This is a genomic window from Pseudomonas sp. ATCC PTA-122608, assembly GCF_001952855.1.
In the GTDB taxonomy this organism is placed as follows: Bacteria; Pseudomonadota; Gammaproteobacteria; order Pseudomonadales; family Pseudomonadaceae; genus Aquipseudomonas.
Genome location: NZ_LPNO01000003.1, coordinates 149,134 through 166,094 on the forward strand (window position 1 = coordinate 149,134; position 16,961 = coordinate 166,094).

Consider the following 16,961-nt stretch of genomic DNA (forward strand, 5'->3'; position numbering starts at 1 on the left):
TCAATCTCCAAGCGGCAGGCTGTCGGGGCCGCCGCGATAATCGTCCAGGGCCAGCTTGATCCGTCGCAGGCGCTCCTGGTTGTCGTCCGGCATGGCCAAGGCCAGCTCGGTGGCGAGTACGTCGATGGCCAACAGCATTCCGTAGCGCGCCGCCGTTGGCTTGTAGATAAAACTGGTTTCCGCCGGTTGCAGCGGCAGCAGCACATCGGCCAACTGCGCCAGCGGGGAATCCGGCAGGGTGATGGCGATGATTTTGGCGCCGTAGTTACGCGCCAGCGCCACCACGCCCAATACCTCCGGGGTGATGCCGGTCAGCGAGCAAACAATCAGCGCGTGTTCCGGGCCCAAGGTGGCGGCCGTCACACGCATCATCACCGGGTCGTGGCAGGCGGCGATCGAGTAGCCCAGCCGCACCAGGCGCACTTTCAACTCGTCGCTGCACAGGCTCGACGGCCCACCCATGCCGAACGCGTGGATCATCCGCGCTTTGCCCAGCAGGCTCACGGCGTCGACAAAACTGCGCTGGTTGAAACCGGACAAATGCCGGCGCAACGTCGATTCGATATCGCTGAGAATCTGCCGGTGAAAGGCCGACTGCTCAGGCAAACCCGCCGGGTCGAGAAACCTACTGCCGACGCCGCTGGCCTGGGCCAGTTGCAGGCGCAGGTCACGCAAGTCACGACACCCGACGCTGCGGGCAAAACGCGACAAGGTGGCGGTGCTGACCTCGGCCCTTTGGGACAACTCTTCCAGGCTGGCGGACGCTGCGAAACCAACGTCATCAAGCATCAGCTTGGCGATACGCCCTTCGCCGGCACTGAAGGAATCCTGGCGGGCGCGGATCTGGTAGAGGATGTCCATGAGGTCTCCGGTTACAGGATGCAGGACAGACCATACGTCAGACCGAAGGCAACCACCGAAATCAGGGTCTCCAGCACGGTCCAGGTCTTGAAGGTCTGGATCACCGTCATATTGAAGTATTCCTTGATCAGCCAGAAGCCGCCGTCGTTCACGTGGGAAAAGATTACCGAGCCCGCACCGGTGGCCAGCACCAGCAACTCAGGGTGTGGATAACCCAGCCCCATGGCGACCGGCGCTACCACGCCCGAGGCGGTGGTCATGGCCACCGTGGCCGAGCCGGTAGCGATGCGCATCAACGCAGCGAACAGCCAGCCCATCACCAATGGCGACAGGTTGAAGGCATGGGCCAGGCCGAGGATTTCATTGGTGACGCCAGCGTCTACCAGAATCCGGTTCAAACCACCGCCCGCGCCCACCAGCAAGGTGATGCTGGCGGTGGGTGCCAGGCATTCGTTGGTGAATTTGAGGATCGATTCGCGGTTGAAACCCTGGGCCAGGCCCAGCGTCCAGAAGCTCACCAGGGTCGCCACCAGCAGCGCAATTACCGAGTTACCGATGAACAACAGGAACTGGTTGAAGGCGGTGCCCGGTGTGGAAATCAGGTTGGCCCAGCCGCCGATCATCATCAGCACCACCGGCAACAGGATGGTGCCCATGGTCAGGGCGAAACTCGGCAAACGGGTGCGCGGCTCGCGGTCGATGAACTGGCGCTCCAGCGGGTTTTCCGCCGGCAGGTGAATGCGTGGCACGATGAATTTGGCGTACAGCGGGCCGGCAATGATCGCCGTTGGGATACCCACCAGAATCGCATACAAAACCGTTTGCCCAACCGACGCGTTATACGCCAGCACCGCCATCATCGCCGCCGGATGCGGCGGCACCAGCGCATGCACCACCGACAAGCCGGCCACCATTGGCAGACCGACCATCAGGATCGACACGCCCACCCGCCGCGCCACGGTAAAGGCGATCGGCACCAGCAATACAAAACCGACCTCGAAGAACAGCGGCAGCCCCACCAGGAACGCGATACACACCATCGCCCAGTGCGCATTACGCTCGCCGAACCGGTTGATCAACGTGCGCGCCACCTGCTCGGCGCCGCCGGACTCGGCCATCATCTTGCCGAGCATCGTGCCCAGCGCGACCACCAGCGCAATATGCCCCAGCGTCTTGCCGACGCCGGCCTCGTAGGAACCCATGATCGTATCCGCCGGCATCCCGGCCAACAGCGCCAGGCCAATAGACACCAGGGTGATGACGATAAACGGGTTGAGCCGGTAACGCGCGATCAATACGATCAATGCAATGATGGCGATGGCGGCGTAGATCAGCAGCCAATACCCCGGTGATGCGGCCATGCGGTACTCCTCGGAAAGGGTCACGTCGAATAGGTTGTGAAAGTCATAAATCATTACCGAGGTGGATTTTCAATTTTTATGAAAGTAATTTTCGCCCACAGACAAGCCCTGTCGCACAGGGATATGCCCTGGGTCAGTGGATGAAAATTCGGGGGGCGTTCTTACATGAAGATCGCCGGGGCTGGAAACTCAACTGCGCAGGCCGAGTCTTAAACTGCACACCGACTCATGACCAGGAAAACCCAGAATGAATCGTAACCACCTGCTTGTTCCTTTCGCTGCCGGAGCACTGCTGCTGGCCTTTTGCGGCACGGCTTCAGCCGACGAGAATCCGGCGCTGAAAAAATGCATGGACGGCGCCAACACCACCGCCGACATGGTCGATTGCAACGCCAAGGAAACCAAGGTGCAGGACGCACGCCTGAACACCGCCTACAAAGCCGCCATGACCGCGATGGAAGGCAACCGCAAGCAGCAGCTGCAAGACGTGCAACGCCAGTGGATCAAGTTTCGCGATGCCAACTGCGGGTTCATCGGCTCAGCAACCGGCGGCACCATTGATCAGGTCAACGGCTCCGGCTGCGTGCTGGACATGACCCAGACCCGCGCCCAGGAGCTGGAAAACCTGGTCGGGCCATGATCATTCCCACGCTCTGCGTGGGAATGCATCCTGTGACGCTCCGCGTCACGACTTTAAGAGCGGACGCGGAGCGTCCAGGGCGGCGTTCCCACGCAGAGCGTGGGAACGATCACAACTGTCAGTCGTGCTGCACCCGCGCACGCTTGAGCAGTTTGCGGCAGCGCTCAGACAGGTGCAGCACCCGCAAGTGCTTGCCGGCCTTGGTGTAGCGCTCCCGCAGGGTCATCAACGCCGCAATTGCCGAATAGTCGACAAAGCTCAAATGACGACAATCCAGCGTCACCTGGGCCGGGTCGTTGGCCGGGTCGAACCGGTTCAGGAACGGCGTGGTCGAGGCGAAGAACAGCGTGCCATGCAGCCGATAGAGCTTGCTGCCGTCCGCTTCCATATGCTCGTCCGCGTACAGCTCGCGCGCTTGCTGCCAGGCGAAGTTCAGCGCCGCAATCACAATCCCGCACAGCACTGCGGTCGCCAGGTCGGTGAACACGGTAATCACCGTCACCGCCATGATCACCAGCACGTCGTTCAGCGGCACCTTGTTGATCACCCGCAACGAAGCCCAGGCAAACGTCTGCTGGGACACCACGAACATCACGCCTACCAGCGCCGCCAGCGGAATGCGCTCGATCAGCGGTGACAGAAACAGAATGAACAACAGGATCATCACCCCGGCGAACACACCGGAAAACCGCCCGCGCCCGCCGGAGCTGAGGTTGATCACGGTTTGCCCGATCATCGCGCAGCCACCCATGCCACCGAACAAGCCCGAGACCATATTCGCCGCGCCCAGGGCCACGCTTTCGCGGTCGGGGTAGCCACGGGTTTCGGTGATTTCGTCGGTTAGGTTGAGGGTCAGCAGGGTTTCCAGCAGGCCGACCATGGCCATCAGGATCGCGTAAGGCACGATGATGTGCAGGGTTTCGAGGGTCCAGGGAATCTGCGGCAACGCGAAGGTCGGAAGGCCGCCGGCGATGTGAGCCATATCGCCCAGGGTGCGGGTCGGCAAGCCGAGCAGGTACACCGCAAGGCCCACGCCGAGGATCGCCACCAGGGCTGGCGGCACCGCGCGGGTCAGGCGCGGCAGCAGGTAGACAATGGCCATGGTTGCCGCGACCAGCCCGGTCATCACGTACAACGGCGTGCCGCTGAGCCAGGTGTCACCGCTCTTGAAATGCTCCAACTGCGCCAGGGCGATGATGATTGCCAAGCCGTTGACGAACCCGAGCATCACCGAGTGAGGCACCATGCGCACCAGCTTGCCCAGGCGCAACAGGCCGAAGGCGACCATGATCAAGCCGCCCAGCAACACCGTGGCAAGCAGGTACTGCACGCCGTGCTGCACCACCAGCGCAACGATCACCACCGCCATCGAACCGGCGGCACCGGAGACCATGCCGGGTCGGCCGCCGAACAGCGCGGTGAGGGTGCAGATGATGAACGCGCCATAGAGGCCCATCAGCGGGTTGAGGTGAGCCACCAGGGCGAAGGCGATGCACTCGGGGAGCAAGGCAAAAGACGTGGTGAGTCCGGCCAGGGCGTCGGCGCGCAGACGGGTGAGGTTCATTGAAGTACCGGGGAGTTGCGAGGGATAAGGCGGGGGATGGTACGGAAATGAGTGAAGTGGGGCTAGTGTTGGATAAGACCGTTGGACCGAGTCGCCCCTTTCGCGAGCAAGCCCGCTCCCACACTTAACCGAGTTCCAACTTTGGAATGCGGTCAAATGTGGGAGCGGGCTTGCTCGCGAAGGGCTCGCCTCGGTTTCAAGCGAACATCACACCATCTCGTTGCGAATCCACTCGACTACAGAAGTGCGCTTCGGCGCCCAACCCAGCAGTTCGCGGGCGTGCTTGCCACGCACCCGGCTGTTGGAGCCCAAACCGTAGTTGGCCATTTCATAGCCCCACTCGGCTTCAGCATCTGCCAACGGCCAATCCTGTGGCTTGCCCAGCTTCAATGCTTCGGCAATCGCGGTGGTCATGTCGACAAACGCCGCTTCGCCACTTTCCACAAAGTAGAACGTGCCCGGCACATTCTTTTCCAGCGCCAGCAGGTACAGCGCGACCACGTCTTCGATGTGCACGTTGGACCAGATGTTCTGGCCGGTGCCCACATGGTGCACAACGCCACTTTTACGCGCCTGCTTGAGCAACCGTGGCAACTGCACGCTGTCGCGCTTAACGCCAAGGCTGTGGCCGTAGATCAGGGTGTTGCAGATCACCGCCGAGTTCACGCCGTCTTTGGCGGCAGCGAGGATCAAATTGTCGATAGCCACCCGAGCGGCCTTGTCGACAGTCGGCTCCGGCAAGTTGTCTTCAAAGTAGATGACATCGCTGGACTTACCGCCCGACGCATCGCCGACGATGCTCGAACCGCTGGTGTGCAGGAAGGTTTTGTTGGAACCGCGCAACGCGGCCAGCAAGGTTTCCACGGCGCCGCGATGGTCACTGCTGGCGGCGTTGATAACGGCGTCAGCGTTCTTCGCCTGCTCGGTCAGCAGTGCGCTGTCATCCAACGTGCCGATCACCGGCGTGATGCCCAGTGCAGTCATTTCTTCGGCTTGTTCGGCGCTGCGTACCAGGCCGATCACTTTATGGCCGGCCTTGACCAGGCCAGTGGCGATGGAGCCGCCGATAAAACCGGCAGCGCCGGTAATGAATACGTTCATGGAGGTGTCTCCCTGCGTGAGTAATTGATGGCGTCAGTATTGCGGACCTATCCATTCCGAATAAGTCCGTATTGCCCAATTCACTCTTGCGCCGGGGTCACGAATCAGCTGGCATAGCTGGCCAGCTTGCCCTGGATAAAGTCCAGGAAGCACTGGATGCGCAAGGCCAACTGCGAGTTGCGGTAGTACACGGCGTTGATCGGCTGGCGATAGCCGCTGTTGAACTCCGCCAGCACCGGTATCAGGCGCCCGCTCTTGATGTCCTGGGCGGTCATGAAGTCCGACAGACAGGTGATGCCCTGCCCTTCCAGCGCCAGCTGGCGCAAGGTTTCACCGCTGGACGCGGCGACGCTCGGCTGGATCTGCCAGCGATCGCCGTGCACATGGCGCAGCGGCCAGTGGTTGAGGGTTTCGGTGTGGGTGAACCCGAGCAAGCTGTGTCCGGCCAGTTCGGCTACGGTGGTGGGCGTGCCGTGTTGTTCAAGGTAAGCCGGGCTGGCGAGGATATGCAGCGGGCTGCATCCCAGTGAGCGGGCATGCAGGGTCGAGTCCGCGAGGGCGCCAATGCGGATGGCAATGTCGGTGCTCTGCTCCAACAGGTCGATGATCAGGTCGTTGCTGTTCAGCTCCAGTTGGATGTCCGGGTACAGGCCACGAAACTCGGCGATGTACGGCACGATCGCATGCAGCATGAACGGCGATGCCGCGTTGATCCGCAGGCGCCCCGAGGGGGTTTGCTGGCGCGACGACAGGCGCTCTTCCAGGTCGTCCATTTGCTCGAGGATCACCTTGGCCCGCTCGAAGAAATACTTGCCCTCTTCGGTCAGGTCCATACGCCGTGTGGTGCGGTTGATCAGGGTGGTGTCGAGCTTGGCTTCCAGGCGCGACAAGGTGCGGCTGACTGCCGACGGCGTCTGCCCAACCTGTTCGGCGGCGGCGGAAATCGACCCGCATTCAATTACGCAGACGAAGATCTGTAGCTCATCGGATCGGGCTTTCAACGTGAATCCTCTTTATAGCGGCTACACGGATACTAGCCGCATTACAGACTCAGGATAACGGGGCCTGTGCTTTGGAATACGTACCGGACGGTCAAAACGCATTTGACCAAAATACACAAATCAACAACAGATTCTTAACCACTGATCAGCAGATGCCCACCCAGCGCGGCCATCCCGATAAAAAACACCCGCTTGAACAGCACCGCGCTGATGCGCTGGCGCAGGGCCTGGCCCAGCCACATGCCGAGCAGCGCCGGCACCAATGCCAGCAACGAGGCGTTCAATTCCCCACCGCCCAGGCTGCCGCGCCAGAACAACCCGGCCGCCAGCGCCAGGGTCGACACGGTGAACGATAGCCCCAGCGCTTGCACCAGTTGATCGCGGTTCAAGCCCAACGCTTGCAGATACGGCACCGCCGGGATCACGAATACTCCGGTGGCCGAGGTGATGACCCCGGTCAGCACGCCGCACAATGGCCCCAGCCAGCGCTCGCTGGCCGGGCTGACCTTGAAGGTTGGCAACAACAACCCGCTCAAGGCATACACCAGCAACGCCCCGCCCAACGCCCGCACCACCCAGTGCCCGCCGTCCATACCCAGCCACAACGAGCCCAGCCCGGTGCCGAGGAAAATCAGCAGCAGCATCGGCCACAGGCGTTTGATCAAGGCGCTCAGATGACCGCCGAACGCCAGTTGCCAGAGGTTGGTGACGGTGGACGGGATGATCAGCAAGGCCGCAGCCTGCGCCGGCAACATAGCCAGGCCGAGCATCCCCATGGCGACGGTGGGCAAGCCCAGGCCGATCACACCCTTGACCGTACCGGCCAGCAGGAAGGTGCCTATCACCAGCAATGTCAGGGCCGGGCCGAGATTTTGGTAGAACGCGAGTAAGGTATTCATGGGTCGGATTTTGCAGGTTTGGGTGATGTCTGAAAATTCGCCATATACTGAGGCAGCCTCTTGTTTTGCATGAGGCAGATGGCCTCTTCGCGAGCAAGCCCGCTCCCACATTTTGAAAGGGTTCACAGATCTAAATGTGGGAGCGGGCTTGCTCGCGAAGAGGCCCGTCCAGACACCGAGATCCCCAGCCCATGCACTTTGACCTGATCGACCTGCGCCTCTACCTGCACATCCTCGACACCGGCAACATCACCGCCGGCGCCAGCCGCAGCCATTTGTCCCTGGCCGCCGCCAGTGCGCGGATTCGGGCGATGGAGGCCTCGCTGGGCATCGCGTTCCTGGAACGTGGCCGCCGTGGCGTAACGCCAACAGCAGCAGGCAAAGCCCTGGCCCGCCACGCCCGCCTGCTGTTGCAGCAGGCCGAGCACCTGCAGCAAGACCTCGCGGAGTACGCCAACGGCGTCAAAGGCCAGGTGCGCCTGCTGTGCAACACCACGGCCCTGAGCGAATACCTGCCGGAATTGCTGGCGGACTTTCTGCGGGAACACCCCAACCTGGATATCGACCTGCAGGAACTGCCGAGCCTGCGCATCACCCACGCCTTGCGCCAGGGTGCGGCAGACCTGGGGATCATTTCCGATGCGGTGGACACCCACGGCTTGCAGACCCTGCCCTTTCGCGACGACCCGCTGGTGCTGATCATGCCCCTCGATCACCCGCTGGCAGACCGCACCGTGAGTTTTATCGACAGCTTGCAGCACGACTACGTAGGCCTGGCTGCCGACAGCGCGCTGGCGGTGTACCTGGAAGAACAGGCGTTGCACGCAGGCTTTCGCTTGCAGACCCGCATCCGCGCGGACGGTTTTGATGGATTGATTCGCATGGTCGCCCGGGGCGCCGGGCTGGGGATCGTGCCGTTGGCCGCGCTGGAACGCTGGCCGTTGGAGCGGCGCTTCCAGGCTCAACCCCTGACCGAGGATTGGGCCTGTCGCAAACTGCTGTTATGCGCGCGCGGGTTCGACCAATTGCCCGGTTACGCCGCCCAACTGCTAAACGCCCTTTCCCCCTGTAGGAGCGAGCTTGTTCGCGAAGAACGTCAACGATAACGCGGGCTTTCTGATTTAACCCGGCGCCCTCGGGTTTTTCGCGAGCAAGCTCGCGCCTACAGGGTTTTGGCGACCCTTGCGAAAAAACACGTAGTACACCAGCGACAGAATCAGCAGGAATGGCACCCCGAACACCAGCGTCATCTTGAAGGCCTCGGTGAAGAACGTGGTGATCATCACCGCGCCCATCAGCACCAGGCCCAGCAGCGTGCTGTAGGGAAACAGTGCCAGCTGGAACGACAGCTTCGGCCCGCCGTGACGCTTGCGGTAGCGGCGGAAAAACAGGTGGGTAAGGAAAATCATGAACCAGGTGAAGATCGCGCCAAACATCGAGATCGCCATCATCAAGGTGAACGAGCTTTCCGGATACACCACGTTCAGCAAGGTAGCCAGGGCAATGCCCGAGCTGGACAGCAGCAAGGCGTTCAACGGGATGCCGCTCTTGCTCAAGGCACCCATGGACTTGGGCGCGAAGCCGGCGCGAGACAGGCTGAACATCATGCGGGTGGTGATGTAGAGCTGGCTGTTCATCGCCGACAAGGCCGCGATCAGGATCACAAAGTTCATCACGCCCGTGGCGCCGGGAATGCCGATGGTCTGCATCACCGTGACGAACGGGCTCTGAGCATGCCCGGCCTGGTTCCACGGCACGATGGCGAGCATCAGCGCCAGGGTCAGCAGGTAGAACACCACCAGCCGCACGATGGTCGCGCGGAAGGCTTTCTTCACCGCCTGCTCCGGGTCGGCCGCTTCACCGGCGGCCACCGCGATCATCTCCACGCTCAGGTAGCTGAAGATCGAGACGATCACCGCGATCCACATGCCGCTCAAGCCATTCGGGAAAAAGCCGCCGTGGGCGGTGTAGTTCTGCATACCGTAATCCGGATTGCCGGAGCCGAACACCACATACACCGCGAGGATGATGAAGCCGACGATGGCGCTGATCTTGATCGTGGAGAACCAGTATTCGAAGTTGCCGAAGGTCTTGACGCTGATGGCGTTGAGCACGATCAACACGCTGGAAAACGACACGATCCACACCCATTCCGGCACGTTGGCGAACCAGTACTTCATGTACATCGCCACCGCCGTGACCTCGGCGCCCACCGCCAGCACAATCGCCGCCCAGTACGCATAGCGCACCAGGAAACCGGCCAGCGGGCTGACGTAAAATTCGGCATACGCGCCGAAGGAGCCCGAGGTGGAATGCGCCACGGTCATCTCTGCCAGGCAGCCCATCAGCAACAAGGTGATCAGTGCGCCGATGGCATAGCTCACCAGCACGCTGGGCCCGGCATAGCCGATGGCGTAGGCGCTGCCCATGAACAGCCCGGTGCCGATGGCGCCACCGATGGCGATCATGCTCATCTGGCCGGAAGTGAGCTGGCGCCTGAGGCCCAGTTCGCGATTGGTTATTGCGGCAAAGCCTTGGTCTGGCGTGGTCACGTGGCGTGCCCCTTTATTATTGTGATTGCACTGCTTTCTGGTTGAAACACTGTCCCCTGTGGGAGCGGGCTTGCTCGCGAAAGCGGTGTGCCAGTCAATACATCAGGGACTGATAGACCGCATTCGCGAGCAAGCCCGCTCCCACATTTTTGCTCTGTGTTTACTCAGGTGACGCTGTGGCGCACTTTGAACTGCGGCTCGTCCCAGGTTTTCTGGTCGAGAATCTCACCCAGGATTTCCACCGCATCCCAGACCTCAGCAAAGCTGGTGTACAGCGGGGTAAACCCGAAACGCATGATCCTCGGCTCGCGATAATCACCAATCACGCCGCGAGCGATCAAGGCCTGGATAACCGCGTAGCCTTCCGGGTGTTCGAAGCTGACGTGGCTGCCCCGCCGGGCGTGTTCACGCGGGGTGATCAGGGTCAGTTCGTGGGCGGCGCAACGGGATTCCACCAGCTCGATAAACAGGTCGGTCAGCGCCAGGGATTTAGTGCGCAGGCTGGCCATGTCGGTCTGGGCAAAAATATCCAGGCCACATTCCACCATCGCCAGCGAGGTAATCGGCTGTGTGCCGCACAGGTACCGGGCGATGCCCTGGCTTGGCGCATAACGCGACTCCATGGCGAACTGGCGGGTATGCCCGAACCAGCCCGACAGCGGCTGCGTGACCACATCCACCAACGCCGGGTTGACCCACACAAACGCCTGGGAGCCAGGCCCGCCGTTGAGGTATTTGTAGGTGCAACCAATCGCATAATCAGCACCGGCCTGATGCAGGTCGATCGGCACCGCGCCCGCCGAATGCGCCAGGTCCCAGATCGTCAGCGCGCCGCACTCATGGCTCAACGCGGTCTGGGCCTGCATGTCGTACATGTAGCCAGTCTTGTAGTTGACGTGGGTGAGCATCACCACCGCCGTGTCCTGGTCGATGGCTTGGGGCAGTTCGTCCGGGCTGTTGACCAGGCGCAGCGAGTAGCCCTGTTGCAGCAGTTCGGTCAGGCCTTCGGCGATGTACAGGTCGGTGGGGAAATTGCTCGCTTCGCTGACGATTACCTTGCGGCTTGGCGCCCGTTCGCGCTGCACGGTCAGTGCCGCGCTGAGCACCTTGAACAGGTTGATGGAGGTGGTATCGGTAATCACCACTTCGCCGTCGCGGGCGCCGATCAGCGGTGCCAGGCGATTGCCCAGGCGCTGGGACAGGTCGGCCCAGCCGGCGCTGTTCCAACTGCGAATCAGGCCATTGCCCCACTCCTCGGCGATCACCGCTTGCGCCCGCGCCAGCGCTGCCACCGGGCGCGCGCCGAGGGAGTTGCCGTCGAGGTAGATCACCCCGGCGGGCAAGGCGAATTGGTTGCGCAGTGGCGCCAGCGGATCCTGGGCGTCGAGGGTCAGGCAATGGGTGCGGGTGGTCATGGTCAGTCCTGTTCTTGTAGTAACAATGAGCCAAATAATGAACGAAGCTTTAGAGAATTTTCGTGCAAAGTGGTGGGCAACAGGCTAATTAAGCTGTAGGAAATTCGAATTTAACCCCCAAACACGCGGATTTATTCTAACCATGATTCTCGACGCCACCGACCTGCGCCTTCTGCATTTCCTGCAACAGGATGGCCGTATCAGTAACCAGGAACTGGCGGAGAAAGTCGCTCTGTCGCCCTCGGCTTGCCTGCGGCGTTTGCGCCTGCTGGAGAGCGAAGGAATCATCAGCGGTTATCGGGCGGTGTTGAACGCCGAGCAGTTGGGGATTGAGCTGGAGGCCATCGTCCACCTGTCGTTGCGCCAGGATGTGGAGGATTGGCACGAGACGTTTATCAAGAAGGTGCAGGGGTGGCCGGAGGTGGCCAGTGCGTATGTAATTACGGGCGCGAGCAATTATGTGCTGCGGGTGCAGGCGCGTAATTTGAAGCACTTTTCGGACTTTATCGTGAACCACCTGAACCGCACGGCGGGGGTGATGGATATTCGGTCGGAGATCGTGTTGCAGAAGATCAAGGATCGGGATGATTTGCTCGATCTGGTTGTTCGCAAGTAGGCCAAACGATACAGATCCAATGTGGGAGCGGGCTTGCTCGCGAAGGCGGAGTGTCAGTCACCGGAAATATTGACTGATCCACCGCATTCGCGAGCAAGCCCGCTCCCACATTTTTTACCGCGTTCAGTCTTCGAGCGCGCGCACTCGCTGCATGCGCTTCTGCTCCACCGGCGCCGCCGCCGGCTGCAACTCAAAGTCAAAATCAATCTGCGCGAACTGCCCTTCCACCCCAAACTCTTTCGCCAGGTTTGCGTCCTCGCTGAAACGAATCTCGGCGATCAACTCGTCCCGCGTCGCATAGGCAAAATCATCATGCAGGTACGGATCATCCGACAGGTTGATCTGCGTCGTCAGGTGCCGATGGCCCGGCGCCGAGATGAAGAAGTGGATATGCGCAGGCCGCTGGCCATGGCGGCCCAACTGGTCGAGCAACTGCTGGGTCGGACCGGTCGGCGGGCAGCCATACCCGGACGGTACGATGCTGCGGAAACGGTAGTTGCCCTGGGCATCGGTCTCTATCCGCCGACGCAGGTTGAACTCCGACTGCGTGCCGTCAAACCACGAATACGTGCCGCCCGTGTTGGCCTGCCACACATCGACAATCGCGCCCGCCAGCGGCTTGCCGTTGGTGTCACGCACCTGGCCTTGCATGAACAGCGGCACACCCGGGTCCTGCCCGTCGTCCAGCCGCGCTTCATATTTGGACAGCGGCGCCCCGGCCACATACAGCGGGCCTTCGATGGTGCGCGGGGTGCCGCCGGACTTGCCGGCTTCTTCGTCTGCCGCGTCCATCAGCATGTCCAGGTAATGCTCCAGGCCCAAGCCGGCCGCGAGTAACCCGGCTTCCTGGTTCTTGCCCAGTTCGTTGAGGTAGTTGACCGCCTTCCAGAACTCTTCCGGGGTCACTTCCAGGTCTTCGATGATGTTCACCGTGTCCCGCAGGATCCGGTAGATCAGCGCCTTGGCCCGTGGGTTGCCGCCGTCGTTCAGGTTGCCGCTGGCTTCTTCGAGAAACTGTTGGGCGTGAGCAGTCTGGGAAAGTCGGATGGACATGGTGCAATCCTCATCTTGTAATTATTAGGTGAAAAAACAGACTCAGCGGTCATCCTCACGGATCGACGATGGATGCCGGCACAGGGCATTCACTTCGATGGCCATGTAAGGATAAAGCGGCAGTTGCATCAACAGGTCATGCAGTTCCTGCACGCTGTCGACATCGAACACGCTGTAGTTGGCATACAGCCCGGCGATGCGCCACAGGTGGCGCCATTTGCCCTCTTGTTGCAGCCGCTGGGAGAAGGCTTTTTCTTCAGCCTTGAGGCCGGCAGCGTGCTCGGGGTTCATGTCGACGGGCAGGTTCACGGTCATTTTTACGTGGAACAACATCGCAAGTGTCCTCGGGTTATTTGTCGCGACGGAAGAACGCCAGGCGCTCTTCATCGATGGCCAGGCCCAGGCCCGGAGCGGTGGAGACATGCAGGTGGAAATCGCGGTACACCAGCGGCTCGGCGAGGATGTCTTCGGTGAGCAGCAGCGGGCCGAACAGCTCGGTGTCCCACGCCAGTTTGTTCAAGGTGAGAAAGGCATGGGCCGAGGCCAGGGTGCCGATACCACCTTCGAGCATGGTGCCGCCGTACAGGCCGATGCCCGCCGCTTCGGCAATCGCCGCGGTGCGCAATACCGCACGTGGGCCGCCGTTTTTGGCGATCTTCAGGGCGAACACCGAGGCCGCGCCTTCGCGGGCCAGGTTGAAGGCGTCTTCCACACATTCGATGGATTCGTCGGCCATGATCGGCGCCGGGCTCGACAGGTTGAGCCGGACCATGCCGCCACGGTTATTGCGCGAAATCGGTTGTTCGATCAGGTCGATACCGTTGTCGCCCAACACTTTGCAGGCGCGCAGGGCCACGGCTTCGTCCCAAGCCTGGTTGACGTCAACCCGCACGCTGGCGCGATCGCCCAAGGCTTTTTTGATCGCGATGACGTGGGCCAGGTCCTGGCTGACTTCACCGGCGCCAATCTTCAGTTTGAAGATGCGGTGGCGGCGCAGGTCGAGCATCTTCTCGGCTTCGGCGATGTCTTTTTCGGTATTGCCACTGGCCAGGGTCCAGGCCACTGGCAAGGCGTCCCGCACACGGCCGCCGAGCAATTCGCTGACCGGCAGGTTCAGGCGTTTGCCGAGGGCATCCAGCAACGCGCTTTCGATACCCGACTTGGCAAAGGTGTTGCCCCGGATGCTGCGCTCCAGGCGCAACATCGCGGCATTGATGTTGCTCGCATCCTGGCCAAGCAGCAGCGGCGCGAAGTGCCGGTCGATGTTGATCTTGATGCTGTCGGGGCTTTCATTGCCGTAGCTCAGGCCGCCGATGGTGGTGGATTCACCAATGCCTTCGATACCGTCGGCGCAGCGCACGCGGATGATCACCAGGGTCTGGTTCTGCATCGTGTGCATCGCCAGCTTGTGCGGGCGAATGGTAGGGAGATCGACGATGATGGTCTCGATCGACTCGATGGCGCAAATCGGCATGGCAATACCCGTTGGGTTCTTTATAGATTTGGCCTGATTCTGTTCCGCATTTTTTCTGGCTTCCAATATAGAATTGGTCTCGAACAATACCCTCAAGGTATGAAAGGAGTCCTTATGGAACTGCGCCATCTGCGTTACTTCCAGGTGCTGGGGGAAACCCTCAACTTCACCCGCGCCGCCGAACGCCTGCACATTGCCCAGCCGCCGTTGAGCCGGCAGATCCAGCAACTGGAGGACGAACTGGGCGTGGTCCTGCTGGAACGCGGGCGGCCGTTGCGCCTGACCGAGGCCGGGCGGTTTTTCTATGAGCACGCCAATGTGCTGCTGGAGCAACTGGGCAAGGTGTGCGATAGCACCCGGCGCATTGGCTTGGGCGAAAAGACCTGGCTGGGCATCGGTTTTGCGCCGTCGACGCTGTATGGCGTGCTGCCGGAGTTGATTCGACGGCTGCGCAGCCACGATGGCCTGGAGCTGGAATTGGGCCTGTCGGAAATGACCACGTTGCAACAGGTCGAAGCCCTCAAGGCCGGGCGGATAGACGTGGGTTTCGGGCGGATTCGCATCGACGATCCGGCGATTGTGCAGCGGGTGTTGGTGGAGGATCGCTTGGTGGCGGTGTTGCCCGCCGGGCATCCCTTGCTGGGCGCGCCGGCCACCTTGGCGCAATTGGCCGCAGAACCTTTCGTGCTGTACCCCGGTAACCCGCGCCCCAGCTACGCCGACCATGTGATCGCGCTGTTCGACGCCCACGGTTTGAGCCTGAAGGTGGCGCAGTGGACCAATGAATTGCAGACCGCCATCGGCCTGGTGGGCGCGGGCATGGGCGTGACCTTGGTGCCGGCCTCGGTGCAGGTGCTGCATCGGGCGGACATCGGCTATACGCCGGTGGTGGAAGCCACCGCCACTTCGCCGATCATTCTCAGCCGGCGGATCAATGACCAGTCGCCGGGGCTTAATCATTGCCTGCAATTGGTGGAAGAGTTGATTTAAAAGAACACCACACATCCAATGTGGGAGCGGGCTTGCTCGCGAATGCGCAGTGTCAGTCACCGAATGAGTTGGCTGATGCACCGCATTCGCGAGCAAGCCCGCTCCCACATTTGATCTCCGTTGTTTTTGAGTAAAGTGTTCATCCCCGCATGCGCCGTGCGTCGTTGCGTTGCAGCGTCTGGCTGGGGGATTCGTCGAACAGCTTGCGGTACTCGGCCGAGAACCTCCCTAAATGGGTAAACCCCCAGCCCAGGGCAATTTCGGAGATGGTGCGGGTCGAGCCGTGTTCGAGGATTTCCTGGCGCACGGCCCCCAGGCGGTATTTCTTCAAATAGGCCATGGGCGACAGGGCGAAGTATTTGCGGAAGGCATCGAACAGCTTGAAGCGCGAAACCCCCGCCGCTGCCTCCAAATCCTCCAGATGCACCGCTTCCCGCGCGTTGTCATGGATGTACTGCCGCGCACGGATCAGATAGTGCGGCAGCTTCACCCCCAGCACGTCCCGCAGTTCTTCGGAGTAGTTATTCGGCTGGGCGAGAATCAGGCCCTTGATCAGTGAGCTTTCGAGATCCCGGGTAAACGCCGCCTGGTCATACAGCTCGCTGCTGCGCTCCAGCTCCGCAATGAAATACCGCGCCATACGCCACCATGACGCCGAGGCGCCATCCACCGCATCCATTACCGACTCAAAGCGCAGCGGCGCCTCAATCGGCCGTTGCAGCAGGCCTTCCAGGGATTCGCTCATCGCCGCGCGGGTGATCACCACCTGCAACTTGCGGCAGTCGCCGGAAATCGCCAGCACTTGATGCTCATTGGGCGAGATGATCACGCCTTGGTCGCGGTTGGAACTGAGCCGTTCGCCGTTCTTGCTCAGTTCCTGCTCGCCCACCAGCGGCAGGCTCAGGCTGTAGCTGCTGAAGTGCTCGGCGTCTTCGATGTCGATCGTGACGTCGGTGCCGTACTCAATAATCCCCAGCGTGGTGGCGCGGGACTTGAACACATTGGCACTGTGGTGAAAACGGATGCGCTCTGGCGTCGCGGTCTGCAGCCGGTGTGGCCCGCAAATGCCGGACATCCAGCTGCAGGCGCCTTCAAGGTCGAAGCGCTCGATACGTATATCGCGTGTATTGCTACTCATCACGGGGCACCCACGGCAATTGTGGCCGGCGCGCTCTGACGGCGCGTCCTGGTAGAGCAACAGCAAGTTTTGCGCCACGCCAGCGGCATTGCCACTGGGTGGATAGCAACCGTCGATTAAGTGGATAACGCACCGACTTTTCCGACAATCGCCTTGCTAGACAGTAGCGCATTCCACCACTGCCCTGCACCGCCGTGGGTATTTGGTGCCCAACTAAGTGGCCCACCTTCCCCCATTAACCGGATAGCCCGCCACCCCGCCGCAGCCTCTTAATGGCCTACCCGTTTAGCCATTAT

General features: G+C 61.3%; 16 protein-coding genes. 4 read left to right on the plus strand and 12 right to left on the minus strand.

Features of this window, described 5'->3' with window-relative positions:
* Both AU074_RS05210 and AU074_RS05215 read right to left on the minus strand, forming a co-directional pair.
* Window positions 1–861, minus strand: a complete 861-nt coding sequence (locus AU074_RS05210) for a MurR/RpiR family transcriptional regulator (RefSeq protein ID WP_076013805.1) — start codon at window positions 859–861, stop codon at window positions 1–3.
* Window positions 862–872: 11 nt separating this feature from the next.
* On the minus strand, window positions 873–2,276 hold the full coding sequence (locus AU074_RS05215) for a gluconate:H+ symporter (protein WP_076013806.1): 1,404 nt from the start codon (window positions 2,274–2,276) through the stop codon (window positions 873–875).
* Window positions 2,277–2,469: 193 nt separating this feature from the next.
* Between AU074_RS05215 and AU074_RS05220 the strand changes: the two genes are divergently transcribed.
* Complete coding sequence (locus AU074_RS05220; RefSeq protein WP_076013807.1) at window positions 2,470–2,862, plus strand: lysozyme inhibitor LprI family protein; 393 nt, start codon at window positions 2,470–2,472, stop codon at window positions 2,860–2,862.
* Between the two features lie 118 nt (window positions 2,863–2,980).
* Here the strand turns inward: AU074_RS05220 and AU074_RS05225 are convergent, their stop codons facing one another.
* The 4 genes from AU074_RS05225 to AU074_RS05240 form a co-directional block, all read right to left on the minus strand.
* A complete protein-coding gene (locus AU074_RS05225) occupies window positions 2,981–4,426 on the minus strand; it encodes a SulP family inorganic anion transporter (RefSeq protein WP_076013808.1) in 1,446 nt (481 codons plus the stop codon).
* Between the two features lie 207 nt (window positions 4,427–4,633).
* Window positions 4,634–5,527: an NAD-dependent epimerase/dehydratase family protein gene (locus AU074_RS05230; RefSeq protein WP_076013809.1), complete on the minus strand. Its 894-nt coding sequence runs from the start codon at window positions 5,525–5,527 to the stop codon at window positions 4,634–4,636.
* A gap of 104 nt (window positions 5,528–5,631) precedes the next feature.
* Window positions 5,632–6,528: a LysR family transcriptional regulator gene (locus tag AU074_RS05235; RefSeq protein ID WP_076013810.1), complete on the minus strand. Its 897-nt coding sequence runs from the start codon at window positions 6,526–6,528 to the stop codon at window positions 5,632–5,634.
* Window positions 6,529–6,662: 134 nt separating this feature from the next.
* Window positions 6,663–7,427 carry a sulfite exporter TauE/SafE family protein gene (locus tag AU074_RS05240; RefSeq protein ID WP_076013811.1) on the minus strand — a complete coding sequence of 255 codons (765 nt, stop codon included), beginning with the start codon at window positions 7,425–7,427 and terminating at the stop codon, window positions 6,663–6,665.
* Window positions 7,428–7,618: 191 nt separating this feature from the next.
* Here AU074_RS05240 and AU074_RS05245 point away from each other — a divergent pair, with 191 nt between their 5' ends.
* Window positions 7,619–8,533 (plus strand): LysR substrate-binding domain-containing protein, encoded by a 915-nt coding sequence (locus AU074_RS05245; protein ID WP_076013812.1) that lies wholly within the window; start codon window positions 7,619–7,621, stop codon window positions 8,531–8,533.
* 15 nt (window positions 8,534–8,548) lie between these two features.
* On the opposite strand, the gene AU074_RS05250 is transcribed toward AU074_RS05245, so the two are convergent.
* Together AU074_RS05250 and kynU are read right to left on the minus strand one after the other, a co-directional pair.
* Window positions 8,549–9,979, minus strand: coding sequence for an amino acid permease (locus AU074_RS05250; RefSeq protein ID WP_076013813.1), 1,431 nt, complete (start codon window positions 9,977–9,979; stop codon window positions 8,549–8,551).
* Window positions 9,980–10,143: 164 nt separating this feature from the next.
* Window positions 10,144–11,394: a kynureninase gene (kynU, locus tag AU074_RS05255; protein WP_076013814.1), complete on the minus strand. Its 1,251-nt coding sequence runs from the start codon at window positions 11,392–11,394 to the stop codon at window positions 10,144–10,146.
* 142 nt (window positions 11,395–11,536) lie between these two features.
* Here kynU and AU074_RS05260 point away from each other — a divergent pair, with 142 nt between their 5' ends.
* Window positions 11,537–12,010: an Lrp/AsnC family transcriptional regulator gene (locus tag AU074_RS05260; protein WP_003212305.1), complete on the plus strand. Its 474-nt coding sequence runs from the start codon at window positions 11,537–11,539 to the stop codon at window positions 12,008–12,010.
* A 123-nt stretch (window positions 12,011–12,133) separates the two neighbouring features.
* Here the strand turns inward: AU074_RS05260 and catA are convergent, their stop codons facing one another.
* The 3 genes from catA to AU074_RS05275 are packed head-to-tail and all read right to left on the minus strand — an operon-like array spanning window position 12,134 to window position 14,537.
* The gene (gene catA / locus AU074_RS05265) at window positions 12,134–13,063 is read right to left on the minus strand and encodes a catechol 1,2-dioxygenase (protein WP_076013815.1); all 930 of its coding nucleotides are present in this window, start codon (window positions 13,061–13,063) and stop codon (window positions 12,134–12,136) included.
* A 42-nt stretch (window positions 13,064–13,105) separates the two neighbouring features.
* Window positions 13,106–13,396 (minus strand): muconolactone Delta-isomerase, encoded by a 291-nt coding sequence (gene catC, locus AU074_RS05270; protein ID WP_076013816.1) that lies wholly within the window; start codon window positions 13,394–13,396, stop codon window positions 13,106–13,108.
* 16 nt (window positions 13,397–13,412) lie between these two features.
* Window positions 13,413–14,537 carry a muconate cycloisomerase family protein gene (locus AU074_RS05275; RefSeq protein ID WP_008436677.1) on the minus strand — a complete coding sequence of 375 codons (1,125 nt, stop codon included), beginning with the start codon at window positions 14,535–14,537 and terminating at the stop codon, window positions 13,413–13,415.
* A 114-nt stretch (window positions 14,538–14,651) separates the two neighbouring features.
* Here AU074_RS05275 and AU074_RS05280 point away from each other — a divergent pair, with 114 nt between their 5' ends.
* The gene (locus AU074_RS05280) at window positions 14,652–15,527 is read left to right on the plus strand and encodes a LysR family transcriptional regulator (protein ID WP_076013817.1); all 876 of its coding nucleotides are present in this window, start codon (window positions 14,652–14,654) and stop codon (window positions 15,525–15,527) included.
* Between the two features lie 139 nt (window positions 15,528–15,666).
* Here AU074_RS05280 and AU074_RS05285 read toward each other — a convergent pair whose 3' ends face one another.
* Window positions 15,667–16,665: a helix-turn-helix domain-containing protein gene (locus AU074_RS05285; protein ID WP_076013836.1), complete on the minus strand. Its 999-nt coding sequence runs from the start codon at window positions 16,663–16,665 to the stop codon at window positions 15,667–15,669.
* Window positions 16,666–16,961 lie beyond the last annotated feature (296 nt).